The organism is Candidatus Poriferisocius sp., from assembly GCF_965208475.1.
GTDB lineage: Bacteria > Actinomycetota > Acidimicrobiia > Acidimicrobiales > Bin134 > Poriferisocius.
Genome location: NZ_OZ242338.1, coordinates 3589093 through 3611182, shown reverse-complemented (window position 1 = coordinate 3611182; position 22090 = coordinate 3589093). Strand labels below are relative to the sequence as shown.

Here is a 22090-nt window from a genome sequence, read left to right as displayed (position 1 = left end):
GCTCCTAGACTGACCCCCACATGACGACCACCGAGTCGAATCACAGCTACCGGCTCTCCGATCGCTTCACCAACGATTACGGAACGGTCTTCCTCACCGGCATTCAGGCCATGGCCCGCCTCCCGCTGGACCAGCTCCGAGCCGACCGGGCTGCGGGCCTGAGAACCGCCGCGTTCGCCGCCGGCTATCCCGGCTCGCCGTTGGGCGGACTCGACTCCGCGCTGGCCCAAGCTGTTAGAGAATCCGGCGAGAGCGACGTAGTACTGCGGCCGTCGGTCAACGAGGAGCACGCCGCCACCGCGGTAATGGGAAGCCAGCTCGCCGGATCGAGGCCCGATGCCCGCTACGACGGCGTTGTCGGCATCTGGTACGGCAAAGCCCCTGGTGTGGATCGGGCCTCCGACGCCATCCGCCACGCGGTGTTCGCCGGCGCCGATCCCAAGGGCGGCGTGATCCTGCTGGCCGGCGACGATCCCAGCGCCAAGTCCTCCACGCTGCCGTCCACCTCGGCCGGAGTGCTGGACGACCTGCACATCCCCGTCCTCTATCCCGGCGATCCCGGCGACGTGCTGGAGCTGGGGCGCCACGCCATCGCCATGAGCCGAGCCACCGGCCTGTGGGTGGGCATGAAGATCGTGGCCAACGTGGCCGACGGATCGGCCAGCGTGAGCCTCGACCCCAACCTGGTCGACCCGGTCATACCCCTCCACGAAGGCGCTCCCTACCAGCACCGCCCCGACCCCCGCCTGCTCACCCCCTACACCCTCGACATCGAGCGCGAGATCGTGGAGGTCCGCACCAATCTGGCCCTCGCCTACGCCGAGCTGAACCATCTCAACCGGGTGGTGGTGAACTCCCCCGACGCGTGGATCGGGATCATCTCCTCGGGCATCACCTACTGGGAGGTGCGCGAGGCGCTGGCGGCGATCGGGCTGGGCACCGACGCCGAAATCGCCGACGCCGGCATCCGCCTGCTCCGCATGGGCTTGCCCATACCGTTCAACGCCTCCACCATCCGGCAGTTCGCCGTCGGCTTGGAGGAGATCTTCGTGGTCGAGGAGAAGACCCCAAATGTGGAGTCGAGGGTCAAAGACGCCCTCTACAACGCCGCCCACCGTCCTCGCATCGTGGGCGAGTTCGACGAGCGAGACCGCCGCCTGGTCAAGAGCTACGGCACCCTCCACGCCGACGATCTGGTCGGGCCGCTGCGCAGCCGCCTGGCCCGCCTGGCCGACCGCTTGGCGCCAGAGCCCCCGAAGCGGGAGCGCATTCCCCTGTCGGTGAACCGCACCCCCTACTTCTGCTCAGGGTGCCCGCACAACCGCAGCACGGTGACCGACCCCGACACGGTGGTGGGCGCGGGCATCGGCTGCCACACCATGATCCTGCTGGGGGGCGAGCAGCGATACGGAGACATCGCCGGGCTCACCTGCATGGGCAGCGAGGGCACCCAATGGATAGGCATGGCCCCGTTCGTGGAAACCCCCCATTTGATCCAGAACATGGGCGACGGAACATTCTTCCACTCCGGGCAACTGGCCATGACCGCGGCCATAGCCGCCGGGGTGAACATCACCTACAAGCTGCTGTGGAACGGCGCGGTGGCCATGACCGGGGGGCAGGATCCCACCGGCGGCATCCCCCTCGACCAAGTGTGCCGGTCGCTGCTGGCCCAGGGAGTGGCCTGCATCATCATCACCTCCGACGATCCGGTTCGCACCCGCCGACTCGGCCTCCCCTCCGAGGTGGTGGTCGAAGACCGCACCGAGCTGACCGAGGTCCAAAAGAAGTTGGCCGCCGTTGCCGGGGTGACGGTGCTCATCCACGACCAGCGGTGCGCCGCCGAGTTGCGCCGAGACCGCAAGCGGGGCCGGATCAGCCAACCCCAGACCCGGGTGGCCATCAACCACCGGGTATGCGAGGGGTGCGGTCATTGCGCCGAGGTGTCCAACTGCCTGTCGGTGCAGCCATTCGACACCCCGTTCGGCCGCAAGACCACCATCGACCAAGATAGCTGCAACGTGGACTTGTCCTGTTTGGAGGGAGACTGCCCGGCGTTCATCACCATTACCCGGCCCAAGCGACCCCGTCGGGGCAGGTCCTCAGCATCTGAAGCCGCCGGCCTGCCGGTGCCGCCGACCCCCATCCCCGCCCCGCCGAAGTCTTCGCAGGACGAAGTGAACATCCATATCACCGGTATCGGCGGCACCGGGGTGGTGACCACCGGACAGCTCATCGGCACCGCGGCCATGCTCGACGGATCCGGGGCTCACGGACTCGACCAGATCGGACTGTCGCAAAAGGCCGGACCGGTGGTGAGCGATCTTCGCATCACCCAAAACGGCCGCTCGGGCAGCAACCGCCTCGGCGATCGCCAGGCCGATCTGCTGCTGGCCTTCGATCTGCTGGTGGCGGCGTCGCCCACCGGCCTGGATGCGGCCGACTCGTCTCGCACCTCGGTAGTGGGATCGCTCGACCTCGTGCCCCCGGGGTCCAAGACCGCTCATCCTGAGATCGACATGCCCACCGCCGCTGAGCTGCTGAAGCGGGTGCAGGCCGAGACTCGACCCGACGCCCAGTTCTGGGCCAGCGCATCCGACCTGGCCCAAGCACTGGTGGGCGACACCGTGGGCGCCAACGTGTTCGTTGTGGGCATGGCCGTGCAGTCTGGGCTGCTGCCGGTGTCGCCCGAGGCCTTGGAAACCGCCATCGGGCTCAATGGGGTGGCCGTGGATCTGAACATCGCCGCGTTCCGCTGGGGCCGCTGGTGGGTGGCCGACCAGGCGATGGTGGAAACCACCGCTGCTGGGCGCTCCGCGCCGATGCCTGGCGACGCCCGGACGCTGAAGCACGACCACGCCGGCGTGCTGGGCCGAGGGCTGAGCGGCCGCATCGAGGAACTGGCCGACGGCGATACCGTTTTGGCCGCGGCCCTGGAGTTGCTCGCCGCCGAGTTGGCGCGCTTCCAGAACCGGTCCCTTGCGGCCCGCTATCTGGACGGGGTAGCCGAATTCGCCGCCGTAGAGCGCAGGGTGAACCCGGGCTCGGCCGCGCTGACCGCGGCGGTGGCGGCCGGTCTGTTCAAGCTCACCGCCTACAAGGACGAGTACGAGGTGGCCCGCCTGATGCTCGACCCCGACGGCCACGCCCCGGCAATCGCGGTCGCTGAGCCCGGCGACCGGCTGGCCTGGCGGCTGCATCCGCCCACTCTGCGGGCCATGGGCCGCAAGAGCAAGATCGCCCTTTCGGTGCGCCGCTGGCGACCGCTGGTCGGCCTGCTAGCCAAGGGTAAGCGCCTCCGGGGCACCCCCTTCGACCCCTTCGGCCGGGCCAACGTCCGCCGCCAAGAGCGCCGCCTGCCCGCTGAGTACCTCACCGCCCTGCGCCAAGCGGTCGACGGTGCCACCACCCCTGAAGACTTGAAAGCCGCCCAGGCCATCGCCGAGGCCGCCGATCTGGTCCGCGGCTACGAGAACATCAAGCTGGCCAACATCGCCAAATTCCGCGCCCGGCTGGCCGTCCTCGCCAAAACCCCCTAATCCTGGATTATTCCCAACGGTGTTTGACTGCATGCCTGCTATCGTGCAGTCATGCAGCAGGTCACCTGGAGGGCAGACAAAGAGCTCGTCGCCCGAGTCAAGCTAACCGCCCAACATCTGGACATGTCGATGAACGAGTACTTGACTCAAATCGCCAGGGCAGCCACCGATCCCTCACTGTCGTCCAGCTCAGCAGAAGCAGTCCGAGCCAAGCTGCGTCTGGCCGGGCTACTGGTGGAAGCTGTTCCCAATCCTGGTCCTCCACCAGAAGAGGCTGTTGTGGCTGCGGCCATGAAGCGGGCTGGTCAAGGTACCCCGTTATCGGAATTGGTCCGCGCCAATCGGTGACGGTATTTCTCGATACCTCTGCTCTGGTCAAGCGGTACGCCCATGAGTTCGACAGCGATCTCGTTAGAGATCTGGATGCCACTGTTGTTATCTGCGAGTTAGCCAAGGTCGAGGTTCCCGCAGCGCTTTGGCGCAAACACCGTATGGGCGGCTTCTCGGCCCAAGATGCTCGTGACCTATGCCGACAATTCTCAGTTGACTTCGCGTCCTGGGTTACGCCTCAAGACACCCAGGTCATCAAGGCAAGCACAGACATCTTGCACACTGCGGCAGACTTGGTGGCCCGTCACCCGCTTCGCGCCTATGACGCAGTGCAGCTTGCGTCGGCCTTGGAAGTTCTCCACATCGTCGGAGACTGCTCGTTCGGCTGCTTCGACCGCCAACTCTCAACCGCCGCCGCCATTGAAGGCCTTCCCCTGCTGTGGTGAGACTGCTTCAGATCTGGGCTTCGCGGGGGTCCCAGCGCTCGCGGGCTTTGTCTCCCACCCGGTTTAGGGCGAACACGGTCATGAACATCACGATGCCGGGAACGAACACCAGGTGGGGATGGTCTTTATAGTTCTCCTGGCCCGCTTCGATCATGTTGCCCCATGTGGGCTCAGGGGGTTGGATGCCCACGCCCAGGAAGCTAAGCGAGGCCTCGGCCACGATCAGCACCGCGGTCACCAAGAAGGCGTACGACACCATCGGCAGCGCCACGTTGGGCATCAGCTCCCGGAAGATGACGCGCCTATCGCCCGAGCCCATGGCCTTGGCGGCCAAGACGAACTCTCGCTGGGCAAACGTCAGCGTGTTGGCCCGGGCTAATCGGATGTAGGTGGGGATGCCCAAAAGGGACAGTTCCAGCGCCATGGTCCACTGGTTCTGGGTGAACACCGTGGCCATGGCCACCAGCAGGATGAGCGGGGGGAAGGCCAGCAAGGAGTCGGCCAGAATCCCCACCCCGCTGTCCAGCACCCCTCGGAAGTAGCCCGCGGCAATGCCGATTATCCCCCCGATCAACAAGCCGATGGCCACCGCCCCCAGGCTGATGATCAGCGACGTGCGAGCCCCCCACATCACCCCGCCCAAGATGTCGAGTGCTTGGGAATTGGTTCCCAGCGGATGCTCGGAGAACAGATCGGGTCGGAGCCGGACGGTTCCGCCAATCGTATTCTTCACCAGCTTGGACTCATTCAGCGGCAGCCACGCCACTGTGATGGCCGATAGCCCGATCAGCAACAGCCAGAATCCCGACAGCCACGCAGAGGTGTCGAAGCTCGCCCCCCACCGCCTCTGGCACAGAGCGTCCAAGCCGAAATATCCGCCCACGATGCCGGCTAGCACCAAGAGGACCCTGATCTCCGCGGTTACGTCGTTGAGCACCATGGTGCCTGTGAATATCGATGCGATGCCGATGGGCAGCAGCGGCGATAGCCAGAACGGCCGAGGCTCGGCGCTGCGAGCTCGGATCTCCGGCTCGGCCTCGACCTGAGGATCAGAAGGCACACCCACCTCAGACACGGCCCCGCCTGATTCTCGGATCGAGGTACTGATAGGAGATGTCGATGATGGCGTTCAACAGCACATAGCCCACCGCCAGCACCAGCACCCCGCCTTGCACAATGGTGAAGTTCTTGGGAATCACACCGGTACCCACGATCAGCTTGCCCAGCCCTTCCAAGCCGAAGATCGTCTCGATGATGACCGTGCCGCCGATGAGTCGGCCCAAGGTGATGCCGGCCACGGTGATGAGCGAGAACGACGACGGCCTAAGAGCGTCGCGGAACAAGATCCGCCATGTGGGCATGCCCTTGGCCCGGGCCGACAGCACGAACTGCTCCTGAAGGGTCGACAGCATGTCGGCCCGCAGCAGCCGGGTGAATACCGCGATCTCGCTCAAGGCCAGGGCGAGCGCAGGCAAGAACAGAGACCGAAGCTGCTCTCGCCAGTTGTCGTCGTACAGGTACGAGGCCGTTCGGGGGAAATCAGGCCACTGGACGAACACCCAGAGCAACAGCCCGGTAACCACCACTGCGGCTATCGCATACCCCGCCCATCCCGACACATCGGTGCGGTCTTCCCGCAATCGGGAAATGGCCAAGTAGGCCAACCGCAAAACGATCAACCCAACGGCAACCACCCACAAATAGCGGGGGATGGACTCGCGGAACACGAAGAAAAATATGAACAGCAGCCCGGCCAAGAACGTTGGGACGGAGATGAAGCCGAACATGGCGCCGCTCACCAACCGGTCTACCCGAGTTCCGGCTGCCTGGGCCGACCAAACCCCCAAGAAGATGGCGATGGTGAACGACATGCCCAACGCCATGGCCGACAAGCGCAGGGTGGGCCCAACGCTGCGCTGGAGCAAGTCGGTAACCGGCTCATTTGGGGACCTCAATGACAGGCCCAAGTCGCCGCTCAGCGCGCCGCTCAGCCAGTCCACGTACCGCTCGGTGATGGGCTTGTCCAAGCCCAGCGATTTTCTGATCGCCTCCAAATCCTCAAGCGTGGCATCGGTGCCCAATACCGCGGCAGCCGGGTCGCCGGGAATCAGGTCGACCAGAAAAAAGGTGGCCAGGGATACGAGGAAGAGCACCGGCACGAGCCTGACCAGCTTCAAGCCGATCACTCGCAGCACGGTGCTCTTCCTCCCCTAATGCGTTATTGGTTTACAGATTGCCGCTATTGAGCTCAGTTCTCAATGTAGGCGTTGCCGAACAGGAAAATGGTGGCACCAGCACGCTGGACGCCCTTGAGGTTGTCGGCCATGGCCAACCCCTCCTCGGTGACCGAGTAGATCATGGCCGGCAGCTCGTCCTTCCAGACGCACTGCACGGCAGCCAACGCGGCTCGCTGGTCTTCTACTGTCTCTGCTCCGTACATAGCTCCCAGGGCGTCGTCCATGTCGGCGGAGGCGAAGGCCATCCGGTTGGACCCGCTCGTAGACAGGAGGTTGTCGTTGAGGGAGGCAACCCAAGTTGCCCCGTCAGCGTTGAAACCCCACCCGGCCATCTCATAGTCGGCCTGGATTATGACTCTGGGAATAAGCACCGTGGTGACTGGGCCAAGGGCGACCTCCACGTCGAAGCCCACTGCCTCCAGCATTCCCTCAACCGCCTGGGCGATCTCGGGGCCGGGGTCGGTATCGGCATGCACCAGGAACAATGAGCCATCCCAGCCGGTTTCGGCTTTCACCTCTTCGACCAGTGCCGACGCGGCATCGGGATCATAGGCCGGTTCCTGATCGGCGCATTCCTGCAACTCGGGCGACCACAGCAATGTGCCCTCGGCGGCCACGCCATTGGTGGTGTTGAGCTTGCCCTCAAACGCCCGCTCGTTGATGATGTCCCGGTTGATGGCGTGGTGAGCAGCTTGGCGGACCCGCAAATCGGCGCCCATGCTGTCGGCGCCCCGAACTCCGTGATTGAACAGGAACAGGCCTCCCAGGTTCTGGAACTCGGAACTCAGCACTGTGCCGGCCTCTCGGGCTTCGGCGAACACCCGGGGATCACGCAGGAATGCGGCGTTGAAGTCGCCGGCTTGGAATGCCTCCCAGTTGGCCACCGAGCTGCCCGGGAAGGTGAACTCGATCTCCTCGATGCACACCGGGCCGCCCCAGTAGCTGTCTCGGGCTTGCAGCACCGTCCGCACGTTGGGCTCCACCTCGGCTACCACATAGGGACCGAAGCTGGCCGCGTTGACAAGGTCCGGGCTGACCGCCATACGGTTGCGGACCAGCTTTGCCGCGCTGGTTTCCTCGGTGGCGTTGCCCGCCTCTTCGTCCAGCAGTTGGGCGATGATCCGCGGATTCACCACCATGCCGGGCTCGTCGCCCAACAGCGACGGGAAGGTGCTCCATGCTCGGGAAAGCCGGAAGATCACGGTGCTGTCGTCGGGAACTTCAGTGTTGTCGAAGTCGATGAGGCCAACAGAGCCAGCCGCTCTATTGGTCATGCCATCGCCCCGGCTGTCGAAGTATCGAAGCATCGAGTCGACCACGTCCTGGGCGACAAAGGCATCGCCATTGCCGTAGGTGATGCCCGAGCGGATCTTCAGCGTCCACTCGGTGAAGTCGTCATTGGGGGTGAGCGACTCCGCCGCTTGACCGCTGTACAAGCCAGACTCCGGGTCGAAGGTCATCAACACGTCCCACACATTCACCAACTGGGTTCCGCCCACCAAAGCGCCGCTGCTGGCCGTCGGGTCCATGTTGGCGTTGGGCGAGAACACCGCGTAGTTCACCTTGGTGCCGGACACGGTGGCCGCGCAGGCGCCCATCATCTCGTCTTCTGCCCCATCGTCCCCGTCGTCTGAGGGTGCCGGAGCCGCCCCATCGTCCCCGTCGTCTGAGGGTGCCGGAGCCGCCCCATCGTCCCCATCGTCTGAGGGTGCCGGTGCAGGCTCATCACCCCCCCCCTCGCTGGCCGGCTCGGCGGACGCTGGCTCGTCTGGGCCAGTGGCCACCCCGTCGTCATCATCATTGCCGCAGGCCGCGGCCACCAGGCCGAAAACCATCAACAACGCCAACAGCTTCAACAACCATGAACGCATGGGCATTCTCCCCCTCGTGGAATGTGGTGCCGACACTCTAGGAAACGTGGCCTGATTGGGCAACCGAAGCCTCCATCGACGCCCGTGGGACCCACGGAGCGGCCTAGCCCAGAGCCGCCTCTATGACCTCGCGCGCCGACCCGGCACCCGCCTCTGGCTGCACCAACTGAAGGACGGGGGGCATCGGGCAGGACGTCGCAGGCGACGCTGGTGGTAGTTGCTTGAACAGTCACGATGCTGGCCCTGCCTCATAAACGATTGCTGCGGCGAAATCGTCAGAGCCGATATCCTCCAAATGCCATGTCGTGTTGGAGAGTTGAGTGAACTGACCTTTACTTCTGATTGCTCCATGGCGCATGTCTTCTGGAATCTCCAATCTTGCGACATCTAGGGAGACTCCTTTTCCATGAGCCTTCACAAGTGCTTCTTTGATCGTCCAGAAGCGAAAAAACAGACATTGCCTTTGCCGATCATCTCGTGCTCTCAGTTCTGCTATCTCCTGAGGACTGAGCACTCCCTCAATGAGAACCTCAAGATTTCGGTGTTGAGATCGCTCTTCAACATCCACCCCCAGTTCACCTCTTGGAGCAACCGCAATCAATCCGTGCTTGCCGCTGTGGCTGACATTGAAGCTCATGGCAACCGGTTTGCCTCCTACTCTGGCATAGGGCTTGCCAAAGTTGGATGCTATAAACTCCAACGACTCGTTTGTGCAACCGCTTTTGCGGCAAAGCACTGAACGAAGCGCGGCGCGACATAAGACAAACCGCCGTCGAGCAGCCAACGATTGAAAACGCTCCCACCGTGAGCGTTCTTCTCCATCGAGCCAGGCAAGAGCCTCAGCCTCGTAGCCCACATGGGGTGTCAAATCAACGTGGAATACGTCTATATCACCGATACTCTTGAACGGTTGCCACCACTGGTCTTTGTCGTTAATCAACCAACAATAGACTCTAGATGACTGGGCGCATCGGCCCAAAACCGCTGGCGCTGGAAGGGGACGCGGCCTAACCGCGAAGTGGGCCCTCTCTAGAGCTTGGCCTCGCGGGGGTCCCAGAGACCTCGGAGGGATTCCCCGATGCGGTTCAGCGACAGCACGGTGAGGAACATGAGCACGCCGGGCACGAACACGATGTGGGGGGCGTCTTGCAACACAGTTTGCTGCCGGCCCTCGCTGATCATGTTGCCCCAAGTGGGGGTGCTGATTGGGTCGATCCCCACTCCCAGAAAGCTCAGCGAGGCTTCGGCCACAATCACCACCGCCACAATGATGACCGCGTATGAAGCGAGGGGCAGCGCCACGTTGGGCAAGATCTCTCGGAACAGAATTCGAGTGTTGGACGCACCCATCGCCCTAGCTGCGGTGACGAACTCCCGAGCGGAAAACGTGAGGGTATTGGCCCGGGCCAGCCGACCCATGGTGGGAATGCTGAGCAGGGACAGCGCCAGCGTGACGACAAGCACGCTGCCCCCGAATATGGCCACGATTGTGAACAGCAGAATCAAAGCGGGAAACGCCAGGATCGAGTCGGTGAAGACGTTGAAGACCCCCTCTGTTGGGCCTCGGAAGAAACCGGCAACCAGGCCCACGATCGTTCCCACAGCCAGCCCGATCCCCACTGAGCCAAGGCCCACGATCAGCGACACCCGGGCACCCTGTATGGCTTGGTTCATTACGCTTTTTCCGACTCGGTCCGTGCCCAAGGGCTCATGGGTGCTGAACTGCGGGGGCTGCTCTCGATTGCCGAAGTCAGCCGTGAGCTCGTCGAACAAACCACCGAGTTGCAAGAACACGAATACCAGGACTGCCGCCATCCACACAACCGAAAGCCAAGTAGCTGGGTCGACATGGGAGCCGAACACGCCTCTGACCAGCATTCCCAAACCGGTCACTATGCCGTAGAAGGCCACCAGAGTAACGATCACCTGCAACCACGCGGAGCTGTCGTACAGCAGGTTGAGCTGCACAACCAGCAAGGGTGCGCCCACGACTACACGGGCAATCCCCTCCCAGAGGTTTCGAGTCCTACGACGTTGTTCGGGATCAGCAACGAGGGCCATCGCCGGATCGCTCGCCGCCATTGAGATATCAGCCACGTCTGATCCTCGGATCGAGCAATGCGTAGGTGATCTCCACCAGCAAGTTGAGCAGCACGTAGGCCACCACCACCACAATCACCATCCCCTGCAACATGACCAAGTCGTTGCCGCTGATGGAATCCACCATCTTTCTCCCTACACCCGGGATGGTGAACAGCACCTCAATGATGACCGTCCCACCGATAAGGCGACCCGTGCTCACCCCAGCCAAGGTGATCAGCGAGAACGACGACGGCCTCAGGGCATGGCGAAAGAGAATATGGGTGGGTGACATGCCCTTGGCCTTGGCGGTCAGGACAAAGTCGTTTTGGAGCGTGGCCATCATGTCAGCCCGCAACAACCTCTGGAACACCGCGATCTCGGTAAGAGAAAGGGCAACGACGGGCATGATCATACGCTGTATGTGATCCCACCAGTCCCACTCGGTGAGCCGCGTCCATCCTTGAGGGGGCAGCAAATCAAGCTGAGTGAACAAAATGACCACGAGCAGGATCCCCACTAGGAACTGTGGCACCGAAATGGCAGCAAACGAGGCCGAGTTCAACGTTCGATCGATTCTGCCTCCCGCCCTATAGGCGGCATACACCCCCAAGGGAATTGAAACGATCAGAGCAAAGACCTGGGCGACGATGGCGATCTCCAGTGTGACTGGCAGCCGATTTCGCAGTTCGGAAACAACCGTCAATCCCGGAGTCTTCACCGACTCCCCGAGGTCACCGGTGACCACATCGCCCAACCACTTGCCGTAGCGGACCACCACGTTTTCGTCGAGACGCAGCTCTCGGTTTACAAACTCTCGGGCACCTGGCTCTTGGGCCCGCTCCTGGCCGAGCAGGCGCACGGTGGGATCTCCGCTGAGCAGCTCAACGTAGGACGAGGTGAAGAAGCTCACTATGAGCAGCACGGGAATCAGCCTGATGATGCTGCGCCCGACAGTCTTCAATGTCTTTCACCTCCCCCAATGCCGCACTTTGGCGACCCCGTACATGATGCCCCACAGATCAGGGGGGCGGGCACGATGAGTGCCCACCCCCTGATCTCAGGAGGAGTTGCCGATTAGCCCTTCGCGACGAAGGCGAGGAGGAGGAGGCCAGTTTCCGATTGGAAAATGCCCGACACCTCGTCGGTGTAGTAGTACCCCGTCTCGGGCTTGTCCAGAATAATGATCGGCACCTGCTCAGCGAACTTGCGCTGGAAGCGGCTGTAGCCCGCGTAGCGCTCTTCGAAGGTAAGGCCTTGACGGCCCTCGGCCAGCGAAGCGTCGTACTCCGGGGAGCACGCCTTGGCCCAGTTCCGGGACGATACGTTTGGACCGCACACCCCGTCTTCGGGAGAATCCCCGAAGTAGAGGTCGTACATGTAGTCGGGATCGGCAGCAGGAGCAGCCCATGGGTTGGCTATTGCCTCCCCGGAGAACACCGCGCTCACCATCTCGCCTACTTCGGTGCAGTTGGCGGTGGCGGAGATTCCCACCTCAGCCCACATGGCGATGAACGTCTCGGTGAGGAGTTGGTTTACCGGATCTGTGGTGCAGAAGGTTTCGAACTCCAACGGACCACCTAGCTCAGCCTCGCACTCTACGAGTGCCGCAGCAGCGGCGTCGGGGTCGTAGCCCGGCAGGACCGCTTCGGGATCGTGCCATGGAGACCCTTCCCGCATGAGTTGACGGGGAATGGACCTGAGCCCGTCCCAAGCGATGTCGTTCGCAGTGTCGTAGTCGATGGCGTGGGCCGCAGCTACACGACAAGCCCGGACATTGAACGGCTCCTTTTGGTTGTTCAGCATCCAGTAGCCGCCGTGATTGTCGGTCCGGGTAACAGTGTTGACACCCCTGTCCCTGGCATCGTTCATGTGAATCGGGTCACGGTCGAACGCTATATCGAGATCACCCGCCTGGAAGGCGTTATAGCGCGCCGGTGCTTCAACGATGGGCTTGAAAATCACCTTGTCCAAGTAGGGGCAACCCTCCCGGAAATAGTCCGGATTGCGGACCAGTACCGCCTCGTCGTCCTGGACCCAAGATTCGAAGATGAAAGGCCCGGCGCCGACACCGACCGGATTCACATTTATGCCTGTATTCAGCCCGGTCTCTGGATCCTGGCCATCCTGATAGGCAGTGGGCGACATCATCCACGCCATGCGGTTGGTGAAAATCTGCGGGAATGTGGCGTTGACGCTGGTAGCGGTGAGCTCGAGGGTGAGGTCGTCGATCTTCTCAATGTTCGCGATGAGTCTCGCCTGCGAGGCGGATTGCGAACCCACCACTCCCCTTTGGTGGTGCTCGACATTCCAAATGAAGGCATCAGCATCTAGGGGTGTGCCGTCGGTGAAGTTGATCCCCTCCCGCAGCTTCAGGGTGAATAACTGGCTGTCCTCGGTGGTAATGCTCTCAGCCAGACCAGGCACGATCTTCCCAGAGGTGAGATCAAGATAGAAGAGCGAGTCGTAGATGGCGGTCATCTGAGTGCCGCCTAGCGAGGCCCCGCCTTGGATATTGGTGGGATCCCAGCCGGTGATCTCGCCGAACATACCCATGGTGAGAGTGCCGCCGCTAGAGCGCCCATCGTTGCACTCTGTCAAGAGGATGGCACCGCTGGTGTGGCCGGTGTTGCCCGTGGGGACGATGCCTTGCGAAGCCTCTTCTTCAGACCCCTCAATAGTGACCTGAATCTCCTCTTCAGGCTCTTCTTCGGCCGGGCCTTCCTCAGCAGGGGCCTCCTCGGCCGGGCCTTCCTCCGCGGGAGCCTCCTCAGCGGGGCCTTCGTCCCCAGATTCCTCCGCGGCAGGAGCGGGTGCTGCGGTCCCAGCGGTAACTCCGGCATCTTCGTCGTCATCATTGCCGCAGGCGACAGCGAACACTGCCAGGGCCAACAAGACGGCAAAGAGCCTCAACCAGCGCGATTTCATGAGCATGACCCCCTAGGGTTTGGCTATGGACAGCCGAGCCTCGACCGACTGCAAGTTGCTAGACCTTAGGTAGTTGTTGACGGTGGTCGCAAGGCAAGGGGGCGCTCACGCCTGCATATGGACGGCGGCCGGGGCGAGTTCCCGCTCCAAACGGTCGGCGACCTCCCTGAAATAAGGCAGAGCTTCTCCGATGGGGTCGGGGATTTCGTCAGCGGCCCGGCCTATGAATCGGCTGGTGGTCTGAGATTCACGCCGCGCCGACAAACGGGAAACCCACTCGGCGGCGGCGCCATTGCGGTCGCCTGCCTCGACCGCCAGCCGGGAAAGCTCTGCGGGCAGGAACGTGGCCGCTGCTTTGGCCTGGCTGCGGGCGGCCACCGCCCAGCCGTGGTTGCGGGTCATGACCACGATGAGGTCGGATTCGTCCACCAGGTACTCAGAGAGGCGGCGGCTGCGGTGGGCCGACAGGTCGAGGCCTCGCTCAGCCATGGCCGCAATGGCGTGCTCGTGGGCGGGCTGCCCGCTCCAGTCCATGGTCCCGGCCGAGCTGACCTCAGCCCCAGGGGCCATGTGGGCGAAAAGCGCCTCAGCCATAGGGGAACGGCAGATGTTCCCCGTGCAGACAAACAGAACCTTGATGGCCGCAGTCTATGGCTTGGCCGAAACAACTCTTGTCGAATGGCCTGTCGGCCGCTATGGTCGGTGTGCGCCGTCGGAACCGGCATCGTCCCCGGACACAGGGTTCCCCAAACAGCCAAAGCGAAGGACAATTCGATGCCGGTCACCGAAATCAAGCGCACCGAACTGATCAACCGCCTCGTTGAGGTCCTCGGAGAGGAGCGCACCGAAACCCTCATGCAGTGCATCCTTCCCGAAGGCCGCGACCAACTCGCCACCAAAAGCGACCTCGGGGCTCTCAAAAGCGACCTCAAAACCCTCGAAACCACTCTGCGGGGCGAGTTGGCGGAGCACAAGGCGGATACCCGAGCCGGGTTCGCCGAGCTACGGGCTTACATCGACTCGGCTCTGGCCAAGCACCACCGCCAGCACACCTTCATGCTGGTCGGCTTCGTGGTCACCAATTGGGCCACCATGATCCCCCTCGCCCTCGCTACCTGATTTCAAGGCGAGCAACGCTCTTCCTGGACACATGGGGCAAGCGGTACGTCCTGGAACCCGTCCGCTTTCTATGCTCTGTTGCATGGCAGGTCCGATGGATGGTGTGAAGGTTGTCGAGCTGGGGGTGTGGGTGGCCGGCCCCGCGGCAGGCGGGATCTTGAGCGACTGGGGGGCCGATGTGGTCAAGATCGAGCCCCCCTCCGGCGATCCGTCCCGCACGTTCCAGCGGATGCTGGGCGGGGATATGCCCACCAACCCGGTGTTCGAGCTGGACAACCGGTCGAAGCGCTCCGTGGTGGTTGATCTGGCCCGCCCCGAGGGGCAGGCCATCGCCGCCGACATCATCGACGGCGCCGACGTGTTCCTCACCAACTTGCGACTGAGCGCGCTCAACCGGCTGGGACTGGACTACGAGTCGCTGGCTGCCCGCAATCCGGGGCTGGTGTACTGCGCCATCACCGGCTACGGGCTCGAGGGGCCCGACGCCGACCGTCCGGCCTATGACATCGCCGCCTTCTGGGCCCGCTCGGGCATCGCCGCCCAGCTCACCCCGCCCGGCGGCGCTCTGCCGTTCCAACGGGGCGGGATGGGCGACCACAACGTGGGCCTGGCCGGAGCGGCGGCCATCAGCGCGGCCCTGTTCCACCGAGAGCGCACCGGCGAGGGCCAGATGGTGTCCACATCGCTGTTCCGGGAGGGCATGTACACCATCGGCTTCGACCTCAACATCCTGTTGATGTGGGGCCTGAACATGGCGGTGGGCACCCGGGAGGCGATGGGCAACCCGGCCATCAACAACTACACCGCGGGCGACGGCCGCCGCTTCTGGGTTGTGGGCCTAGAGGGCGACCGCCATTGGCCGCCGCTGGCCCGGGCGGTGGGCCACCCCGAATGGATCGACGACGAGCGGTTCGCCACCGCCCGAGACCGGGCCGTAAACGCCGTGGAGCTGATCGCCGCGCTCGACGAGGCGTTCGCCGCCCGGCCCCTGGAGGAGTGGGCCGAGATATTCGCCACCGAGCCCGACATGTTCTGGGCCCCGGTCAACACCCTCGACGACCTGCTGGCCGACCCCCAGACCGGCCCGTCGGGCGCGCTGGTGGATGTACCCGATGGGGCCTCCGGCACCACCATGCTGGCCACCCCGGTGGATTTCCACGGCACCCCGTGGTCACCCCGTACCCTGGCCCCCAGCTTGGGCGAGCACACCGACGAAGTGCTGGCCGAGTTGGGGCGCACCACCGGCCAGATCGCCGAGTTGCGGGCCAGCGGCACCGTGGCCTGAGCTTCCCGGCTAGACCAGCCATAGGATGTCGCCGTGCCTTTGACCAGACTCGACGAGACGCTGCGCCATCAGATCCCCACCACGTTCGACCACGTGGGAACCAGCGACCCCCGGTTCTTCGACCGCTACTGGTTCTCGTGTTACGACCCGGCCGGGTCGCTGACCATGATCATCGGGGTGGGGCTGTACATGAACATGAACGCGTTCGACGGCTTTGTGGCCTGCCAGGTGCCCCGCGACGGCGGAGGGACCAGCCAGCGGAACTTCCGCTTCAGCCGGGCGCTGCGCCCCGACATCGATCGAGTAGGCGTAGGGCCGCTCGACATCGAGATCATCGAGCCGTTCGAGAAGGTCCGCCTCACCGCGAGTGGCGACGATCACCCCATCGACATGGACCTGACGTGGACCAGCTTCCTGCCCCCCAAAGAGGAGGATCACCACTTCAGCCGGGTCCGGGGCCGGGTCGCCCAGGACTACCGCCGCTACACCCAGGTGGGCCGGATGGACGGCTCGGTCACTTTGGACGGCACCTCATACACCGTGGCCGGCTGGTGGGGCGGGCGGGACCACTCTTGGGGAGTGCGACCCCAGACCGCGGGGCCCGAGCCGGTGACCGGGGAGGACGGCATCGACGTGCGGGCCCAGCATGGCTCGGTGTTCTACTGGCTGCCGTTCTCGTGCGCCGACTACGGCGGCCATGTGCAGGTCCATTGCACCGGCGACGGCCGCCAGCACTACATGGACGGGGTGATCGGACGGCCCGACGGCACCGAGACCGAGGTGGTAGCCGCCGAGTTCGACGTGGACTTCTGGGACGACACCCGCCGCTGGCGTCAAGTTCGGTCGCAATTCACCGACTCTGCCGGGGAGGTCTACGAGATCGAGACCAACCAGATCCACCGGGACTGGGCCATGATCGGCACCGGCTACGACTGGGGCTGGGACGACGGTGGCGGCCTCGGCGTGTACCGGGGGCAGTTCTACTCTGAGACCGACACCTACGATCTGTCCCATCCCGAGAACGTGGTGCTCCCATCTGGCGAGGTTCGAGTCCCCGGCCACCGGGAGGCACCGGCGGTCGGCACCGTGAATGGACAGCCACTGGCCGGCCACCAGATCGTGATCTGCTCGGGACGCGTGCCCTTCTTGGGCCTGGACGATGATGTGAGGCCGTGGTGAGCCAAGAACAACCCTTCGCCGACCAAGTGGTAATCGTCACCGGAGCCAGTCGGGGGGTGGGCCGGGCTCTGGCCATCCGGCTGGGCGAGTTGGGGGCCTCAGTGGCCTGCGTGGCCCGAGCCACCAACGAGGCCCGGTTCAAACTGCCCGGCACCGTGGATGAGACCGCCGCGTCCGTCGACGAGGCTGGCGGCCATGGATTGGCCGTACCTTGCGACCTCTCCCGACCCGACCAGATCGAGGCCATGGTGGAAACCGTGGTGAGTCACTTCGGCCGAATCGACGCTCTGGTGAACAACGCCGCGGTGTCTTTTGACGGCGATATGGACATCGAGCTCAAGCGCTACGAGCTGACCTTCGCCATCAATACCACTGCCCCACTGCTGACTACTCGGCTCTGCCGCCCCTACTTGGCGGAAGCCAAGGGGCGCATTATCAACGTCTCGTCGGCGGCTGGGCTGGCCTTCTTTTCCCCGATGATGGCCTACGGCATGTCCAAGGCCGCCCTGGAGCACCTGACCGTAAGCAGCGCGGCCATCCTTGCTGAGGACGGAATTGCGGTGAACTGCTTCCGCATCGACACCGCGGTGGCCAGCGAGGGGTTCGTGATGAACGCCCCCGGTGCCGACCACTCCACCTGGGCCGACACCTCGGTGGCCGCCGAGGGCATGGTGTGGATGCTCCAACAACCCCACTCCTGCACCGGAAGGCTGGAGAGCATGGTGGGCATGGCCCAGCGGGAGGGCATCATGGCCGAAATAGCCGACAGGGACAGCTCCAACGCTCCTCTTGCCAACCGATGGAGCATCGATCATGGCCGGGGCCTTGCCTAATCGGAGCAAAGAACGTGGCTAAGGAGGTCCACTCCTTTTGCCGCATCTGCACCGCCATGTGCGGCATCGCCGTCACCGTGGACGGCGACCAAGTGCTCAAGGTAAGGGGGGACGACGCCCACCCCCTGTCCCAGGGCTACACCTGCCCAAAGGGCCGAGCTCTTCCCGACTGGCACCACCATCCCCGCCGGCTCGACCAACCCCATATTTATGGTGGGGCCGTCGGCTGGGACCAATGCCTCGATGACCTGGGCAACCGTCTGGCCGCCATCATCGGCGAGTGTGGGCCCGACGCAGTGGCCATGTACCTGGCCAGCGGCTCGGCCTACGACGCCAACGGGCGCCGCGCCGCCGAGCGGTTCCTCGGTGCCATCGGCTCCCGCCAGAAGTACACCGCCACCACCATCGACACCCCTATGCGCCCGCTGGTGGCCGAGCTCATGGGGGGCTGGTCGGGGCTCACTCCCATGTGGGACCAGGAGGCCGCCCGGCTGCTGATTCTGGTGGGCACCAATCCGGTGGTATCCCACGGCCACGGCAACGGCCTAGCCGACCCCATTCGGCGACTGCGGGCCCAGCAAGAACGCGGCCCGGTATGGGTGATCGACCCCCGCCGCACCGAGACCGCCCGACTGGCCGACCGCCATCTGGCCCCCCGGCCCAGCACCGACTACCTGATCTTGGGCTGGCTGGTGCGAGAGCTGTTGGCCGACGGGGCCGATTGGGACTACTTGGACGAGCATGCGACTGGGATAAACGAGCTGACCGCCGCGGTGGCCCCTTTCACCCTGGACCGGACGGCCGCTGGCACTGGTCTGGACCCCGCCGAACTGCTCGACCTCTTGGCGGCAGTCCGAACCGCGGGTCGGCTGTCGATCCTGTCGGGCACCGGAGTGTCGATGGGCCGCCACGCCAACGTGACCGAGTGGCTGCTGTGGGCCCTCGCGGTGATCACCGGCTCCTATGACCAACCCGGTGGGATGTGGTTCAACCCCGGCTACCTGATGCAGCTCGACACCCGGAGCTGGCAGCCCTCCGACGGCCACCCCGAGCCGGGGCCGGCCAGCCGCCCCGAGCTGCCCCGCCGGTTTGGGGAATATCCGTGCGCCGCGCTGGTGGACGAGATCGAGGCCGGCAACGTGCGGGCACTGGTGGTGGTGGGCGGCAACCCGCTCATCGCCTTCCCCGACCGGGACCGCACTCAAGCCGCGCTGGCCTCCCTCGATGTGCTGGCCGTGGCCGATGTGGTGGAGACCGACACCACCGAGTTGGCCACCCACCTGCTCCCGGTGGCCGGCCAACTCGAGCGGGCCGATGTTCCGTGGATGCTCGACGCCTACCAGCCAGCCATAGCCACCCAGTACACCCCAGCGGTGGTCCCGCCCGGTGCCGACCGCCGGCTTATGTGGCAGGCGTTCGCCGATCTAGGCCGTCGGCTGGGAGTGAGCGTGCTGCCCCGAGGTATCGACCCCGACACCGCCACCGACGAAGACCTGTTGGCGCTGATCGCCGAGCGGGGCCGCAGCGACGCCGCCGCCGTACTGGCCGCCCGCCGAGGTCTGGTGGGCGAAGCCTCCCCGGTTCACGGCTGGGTACTCAACCGGGTGTTGCCCGACCATCGCTGGCGGCTGGCCCCCGAGCCTTTGGTTGAGCAGTTGGCCGACCTTGACCACCCCGAGCCGCTGGTATTGCTGCCCCGCCGCCAGATGCGGACCATGAACGGCCAGCTACGCGACCTGGGCGACGTAGGCCCCGAGGTGCTGATCCACCCCGACCACGGCATCGCCGACGGCCAGCGGGTACAGGTGACTAGCGCCCACGGAGAGTTGGTGGGCACGGCCCGCACCAGCGACGAGATCGCCCCTGGAGCGGTGTCGATCCCCCACGGCTGGGCCGACCCCAACGTGTGCGCCCTCACCACCGCCGAGGCCGATGTCGATCCCCTTACGGGCATGGTCTGGCAGTCTGGGCTGCCGGTTCAGATAAGCCCGGCAGGATCGGCTTGAGAGCAGCATGAACACCGAGAGCCCGAGCCTGCTGAAACTGAAGCTGCCCAAAGAGCTGGGCGGAATCGAGGCCGACCTGCGAAGCCAGTTCCTAGCCACCGAAGCCGCCAGTCGAAAAAACGGCTCGGCCGGCTGGAATGAGACATTCACCACTACCTCCGCGGCTATCGCGGCCGCTCGCCTGCCCACCGAGGGCATGGCCGAGGTAGCGGCCAGCGCCACCGGCGGGGCCGATTGGCCGCCGTTCACCGGCACGTTTCCCATGTCGGGGCGTGCAGTGCCTGCCCCTGATGGCGTGGTGGTCACCGGGCGATGGGGATTCGCTTCCGGCATATCCAATGCCTCGTGGGTGGTGGCCGGATGCGCCACCGACTCGGGGCCGCGGTGGGCGGTGATCCCGGTGGAGCAGGTGACCGTTCACGACACCTGGCGAGTCAGCGGCCTAGAAGACACCCAGAGCCACGACTACAGCGTCGATGAGGTGTTCGTGCCCCACAGTCGGTTGTTCGACTTGTCGACGCCTGCGCCCAGGGGCGGGATCCTCCACGGACTGCCCATGTATGCGCTGATCACCCCCGACCACTGCGGGGTGAGCCTGGGTATCGCCCGACGGGCTTTGGATGAGATCGCCATCGCCGCTGCGGGCAAGAACCGCCTGCACAGCACGGCCCCCCTCGATGAGCGGCCTGCCTTCCAGCGCGACCTGGGGCAGGCCGACACCAAGCTGCGGGCTGCCCGAGCACTGGTACTGGAAGTGTTGGACGAGTTCTGGAGCACTGCCACCGAAGGCCGGGCCATTGAAGACGAACTGGTGCAACGGGCTCGTGCCGCTGCCACCCACGCCGCCGATATCGCCGTGGAGGTGGCGTCGATGGCCTATCGCCGGGGCGGCGGCTCGGTGCTCTACCGAGGCCACCCCCTCAACCAGTGCTTCCGAGACGCCCACGCCGCCGCCCAGCACGTCCACGTTACCGACGAGATGTTCGAGGTGGTGGGCGCCGCTCTGTTGGGAGACGCGCCAGATTAGGAACTAGCGGGAGCTGGCTCGCTGGTGGAGCGCCCCGCCGGACCCCTGAGCTCTCCCCCCAGCGCCACCGCTCCGGCCAGCGCCACCACCATGACTAACGACGAGCCAGTGAATAACGCCTCAGGACCCCAGGTGTCATACACCCACCCGGTGGCCAGTGCGGCAAGCCCAGCAATGACCAAGCCCAACGCCCCGTACATTCCTTGTGCCGAAGCCGCCTGCTGCGTTGGTGCTGAAAGAGCAATTGCGAGTTGTCCGGCAGGCATGGTGAATGCGTCGAACATTGCGTGAGCGGCCGACACCGCAATGAGCACCCAAACAAATTCCACATAGCCATACACGAACATGCAGGCCACCGCGCCCAGGATCGAGAAGGGCATCACCCGCATAGGTCCCCGCCTCTGGGCCAGCTTGCCCCCGAATGGGGCCAGTGGAATCATCGGGACTGCGAACAGGCTGATGGAAATAGCGATGACCAGGGTGCTGGCCCCGAGGTCGTCGAGCAGCACCGCCCATGAGGTTTCGAAGACGCCGATCGTGGTGAAAAATGCGGCTCCGGCGAGCATCCCAGATTGCAAGGGTCGGATGCGGAACAGGCTCCAAATCCGAACCTTGGCAGTAGCCGCCTCTCCCGCGGATAGGTCCAGCCGGAAGATCCAGAGGTAGACCACCGTGTAGAGACCAGCCATAAACAAAAATGGGGCTCGCAGGTTGATGAACTCGGCCAACACCCCGGCCACCACCGGTCCTAGCACGAAGCCGCTTATGTCAAAGGCCCCCATAGTGCCCAGGTTTTGGCCCATGTTGGCGGGATCTCGGGTGATGAGAATGCGGCGAATGGCGGGACCCGTGGCCCCCGTACCGGCCCCGAGGAAGAACCGAGCGGCAGTGAACTGCCAAATCTCGTCGGCCGCAGCCATGCTGAGCATTGACACAATGGCCACGATCACGCCGCCATGCACGAGAAGCCAGACATAGCCCTGATCAGCGAATCGAGCCAGGCCAACCTGGGCCATGACCCCGGCAAAGAAGCCAACGGCAGTTATGAAGCCCAGTTCGGTCTCGCTGAACCCAAACTTTTCCCGAAATTCAGCCAGCAGAGTGAACAATGAGCCATAGCCCATCGACAAGGCCCCGGTGACCATGAAGTAAGGCCAGAACGAGCGCGCCGAAAACGGCTTGGTGTTCACGGCCATCGGGGAACCCTACTC

18 protein-coding genes are annotated in these 22090 nt (G+C 64.4%); 9 read left to right on the top strand and 9 right to left on the bottom strand.

Going from position 1 to position 22090, the window contains the following annotated elements:
• Positions 1-20 precede the first annotated feature (20 nt).
• From ACOGXA_RS16840 to ACOGXA_RS16830, 3 genes are read left to right on the top strand one after another with little or no spacing between them, the layout of a single operon-like run.
• Positions 21-3539 carry an indolepyruvate ferredoxin oxidoreductase family protein gene (locus ACOGXA_RS16840; protein ID WP_419925005.1) on the top strand — a complete coding sequence of 1173 codons (3519 nt, stop codon included), beginning with the start codon at positions 21-23 and terminating at the stop codon, positions 3537-3539.
• 51 nt (positions 3540-3590) lie between these two features.
• Positions 3591-3887 (top strand): transcriptional regulator, encoded by a 297-nt coding sequence (locus ACOGXA_RS16835; RefSeq protein ID WP_419925004.1) that lies wholly within the window; start codon positions 3591-3593, stop codon positions 3885-3887.
• Positions 3884-4315 carry a type II toxin-antitoxin system VapC family toxin gene (locus ACOGXA_RS16830; RefSeq protein ID WP_419925003.1) on the top strand — a complete coding sequence of 144 codons (432 nt, stop codon included), beginning with the start codon at positions 3884-3886 and terminating at the stop codon, positions 4313-4315. The genes ACOGXA_RS16835 and ACOGXA_RS16830 overlap by 4 nt, the downstream gene beginning before the upstream one ends.
• A 7-nt stretch (positions 4316-4322) precedes the next feature.
• Here ACOGXA_RS16830 and ACOGXA_RS16825 read toward each other — a convergent pair whose 3' ends face one another.
• The 8 genes from ACOGXA_RS16825 to ACOGXA_RS16790 form a co-directional block, all read right to left on the bottom strand.
• Positions 4323-5390, bottom strand: coding sequence for an ABC transporter permease (locus ACOGXA_RS16825; protein ID WP_419925002.1), 1068 nt, complete (start codon positions 5388-5390; stop codon positions 4323-4325).
• On the bottom strand, positions 5383-6510 hold the full coding sequence (locus ACOGXA_RS16820) for an ABC transporter permease (protein ID WP_419925001.1): 1128 nt from the start codon (positions 6508-6510) through the stop codon (positions 5383-5385). The genes ACOGXA_RS16825 and ACOGXA_RS16820 overlap by 8 nt, the downstream gene beginning before the upstream one ends.
• A gap of 53 nt (positions 6511-6563) precedes the next feature.
• On the bottom strand, positions 6564-8423 hold the full coding sequence (locus tag ACOGXA_RS16815; protein WP_419925000.1) for an ABC transporter substrate-binding protein: 1860 nt from the start codon (positions 8421-8423) through the stop codon (positions 6564-6566).
• A gap of 229 nt (positions 8424-8652) precedes the next feature.
• The gene (locus ACOGXA_RS16810) at positions 8653-9363 is read right to left on the bottom strand and encodes a 4'-phosphopantetheinyl transferase family protein (protein WP_419924999.1); all 711 of its coding nucleotides are present in this window, start codon (positions 9361-9363) and stop codon (positions 8653-8655) included.
• A gap of 89 nt (positions 9364-9452) precedes the next feature.
• The gene (locus ACOGXA_RS16805; protein WP_419924998.1) at positions 9453-10520 is read right to left on the bottom strand and encodes an ABC transporter permease; all 1068 of its coding nucleotides are present in this window, start codon (positions 10518-10520) and stop codon (positions 9453-9455) included.
• Positions 10513-11466, bottom strand: a complete 954-nt coding sequence (locus tag ACOGXA_RS16800; RefSeq protein WP_419924997.1) for an ABC transporter permease — start codon at positions 11464-11466, stop codon at positions 10513-10515. Before ACOGXA_RS16800 ends, ACOGXA_RS16805 begins: the two co-directional genes overlap by 8 nt.
• A 113-nt stretch (positions 11467-11579) precedes the next feature.
• Positions 11580-13436, bottom strand: coding sequence for an ABC transporter substrate-binding protein (locus ACOGXA_RS16795; RefSeq protein ID WP_419924996.1), 1857 nt, complete (start codon positions 13434-13436; stop codon positions 11580-11582).
• 99 nt (positions 13437-13535) lie between these two features.
• On the bottom strand, positions 13536-14060 hold the full coding sequence (locus tag ACOGXA_RS16790) for a hypothetical protein (RefSeq protein ID WP_419927004.1): 525 nt from the start codon (positions 14058-14060) through the stop codon (positions 13536-13538).
• A gap of 144 nt (positions 14061-14204) precedes the next feature.
• Between ACOGXA_RS16790 and ACOGXA_RS16785 the strand changes: the two genes are divergently transcribed.
• From ACOGXA_RS16785 to ACOGXA_RS16760, 6 genes are all read left to right on the top strand, one after another.
• Positions 14205-14549 (top strand): hypothetical protein, encoded by a 345-nt coding sequence (locus ACOGXA_RS16785; protein ID WP_419924995.1) that lies wholly within the window; start codon positions 14205-14207, stop codon positions 14547-14549.
• A gap of 82 nt (positions 14550-14631) precedes the next feature.
• Positions 14632-15834 (top strand): CaiB/BaiF CoA transferase family protein, encoded by a 1203-nt coding sequence (locus tag ACOGXA_RS16780; protein ID WP_419924994.1) that lies wholly within the window; start codon positions 14632-14634, stop codon positions 15832-15834.
• Between the two features lie 33 nt (positions 15835-15867).
• Positions 15868-17013: a hypothetical protein gene (locus ACOGXA_RS16775; RefSeq protein ID WP_419924993.1), complete on the top strand. Its 1146-nt coding sequence runs from the start codon at positions 15868-15870 to the stop codon at positions 17011-17013.
• On the top strand, positions 17010-17846 hold the full coding sequence (locus ACOGXA_RS16770) for an SDR family NAD(P)-dependent oxidoreductase (protein ID WP_419924992.1): 837 nt from the start codon (positions 17010-17012) through the stop codon (positions 17844-17846). The genes ACOGXA_RS16775 and ACOGXA_RS16770 overlap by 4 nt, the downstream gene beginning before the upstream one ends.
• Before the next feature lie 14 nt (positions 17847-17860).
• Positions 17861-19852 (top strand): molybdopterin-containing oxidoreductase family protein, encoded by a 1992-nt coding sequence (locus ACOGXA_RS16765; protein ID WP_419924991.1) that lies wholly within the window; start codon positions 17861-17863, stop codon positions 19850-19852.
• A gap of 7 nt (positions 19853-19859) precedes the next feature.
• Complete coding sequence (locus tag ACOGXA_RS16760) at positions 19860-20879, top strand: acyl-CoA dehydrogenase family protein (RefSeq protein WP_419924990.1); 1020 nt, start codon at positions 19860-19862, stop codon at positions 20877-20879.
• On the opposite strand, the gene ACOGXA_RS16755 is transcribed toward ACOGXA_RS16760, so the two are convergent.
• Positions 20876-22075, bottom strand: a complete 1200-nt coding sequence (locus ACOGXA_RS16755) for an MFS transporter (protein WP_419924989.1) — start codon at positions 22073-22075, stop codon at positions 20876-20878. The genes ACOGXA_RS16760 and ACOGXA_RS16755 overlap by 4 nt on opposite strands.
• Between the last annotated feature and the right edge of the window lie 15 nt (positions 22076-22090).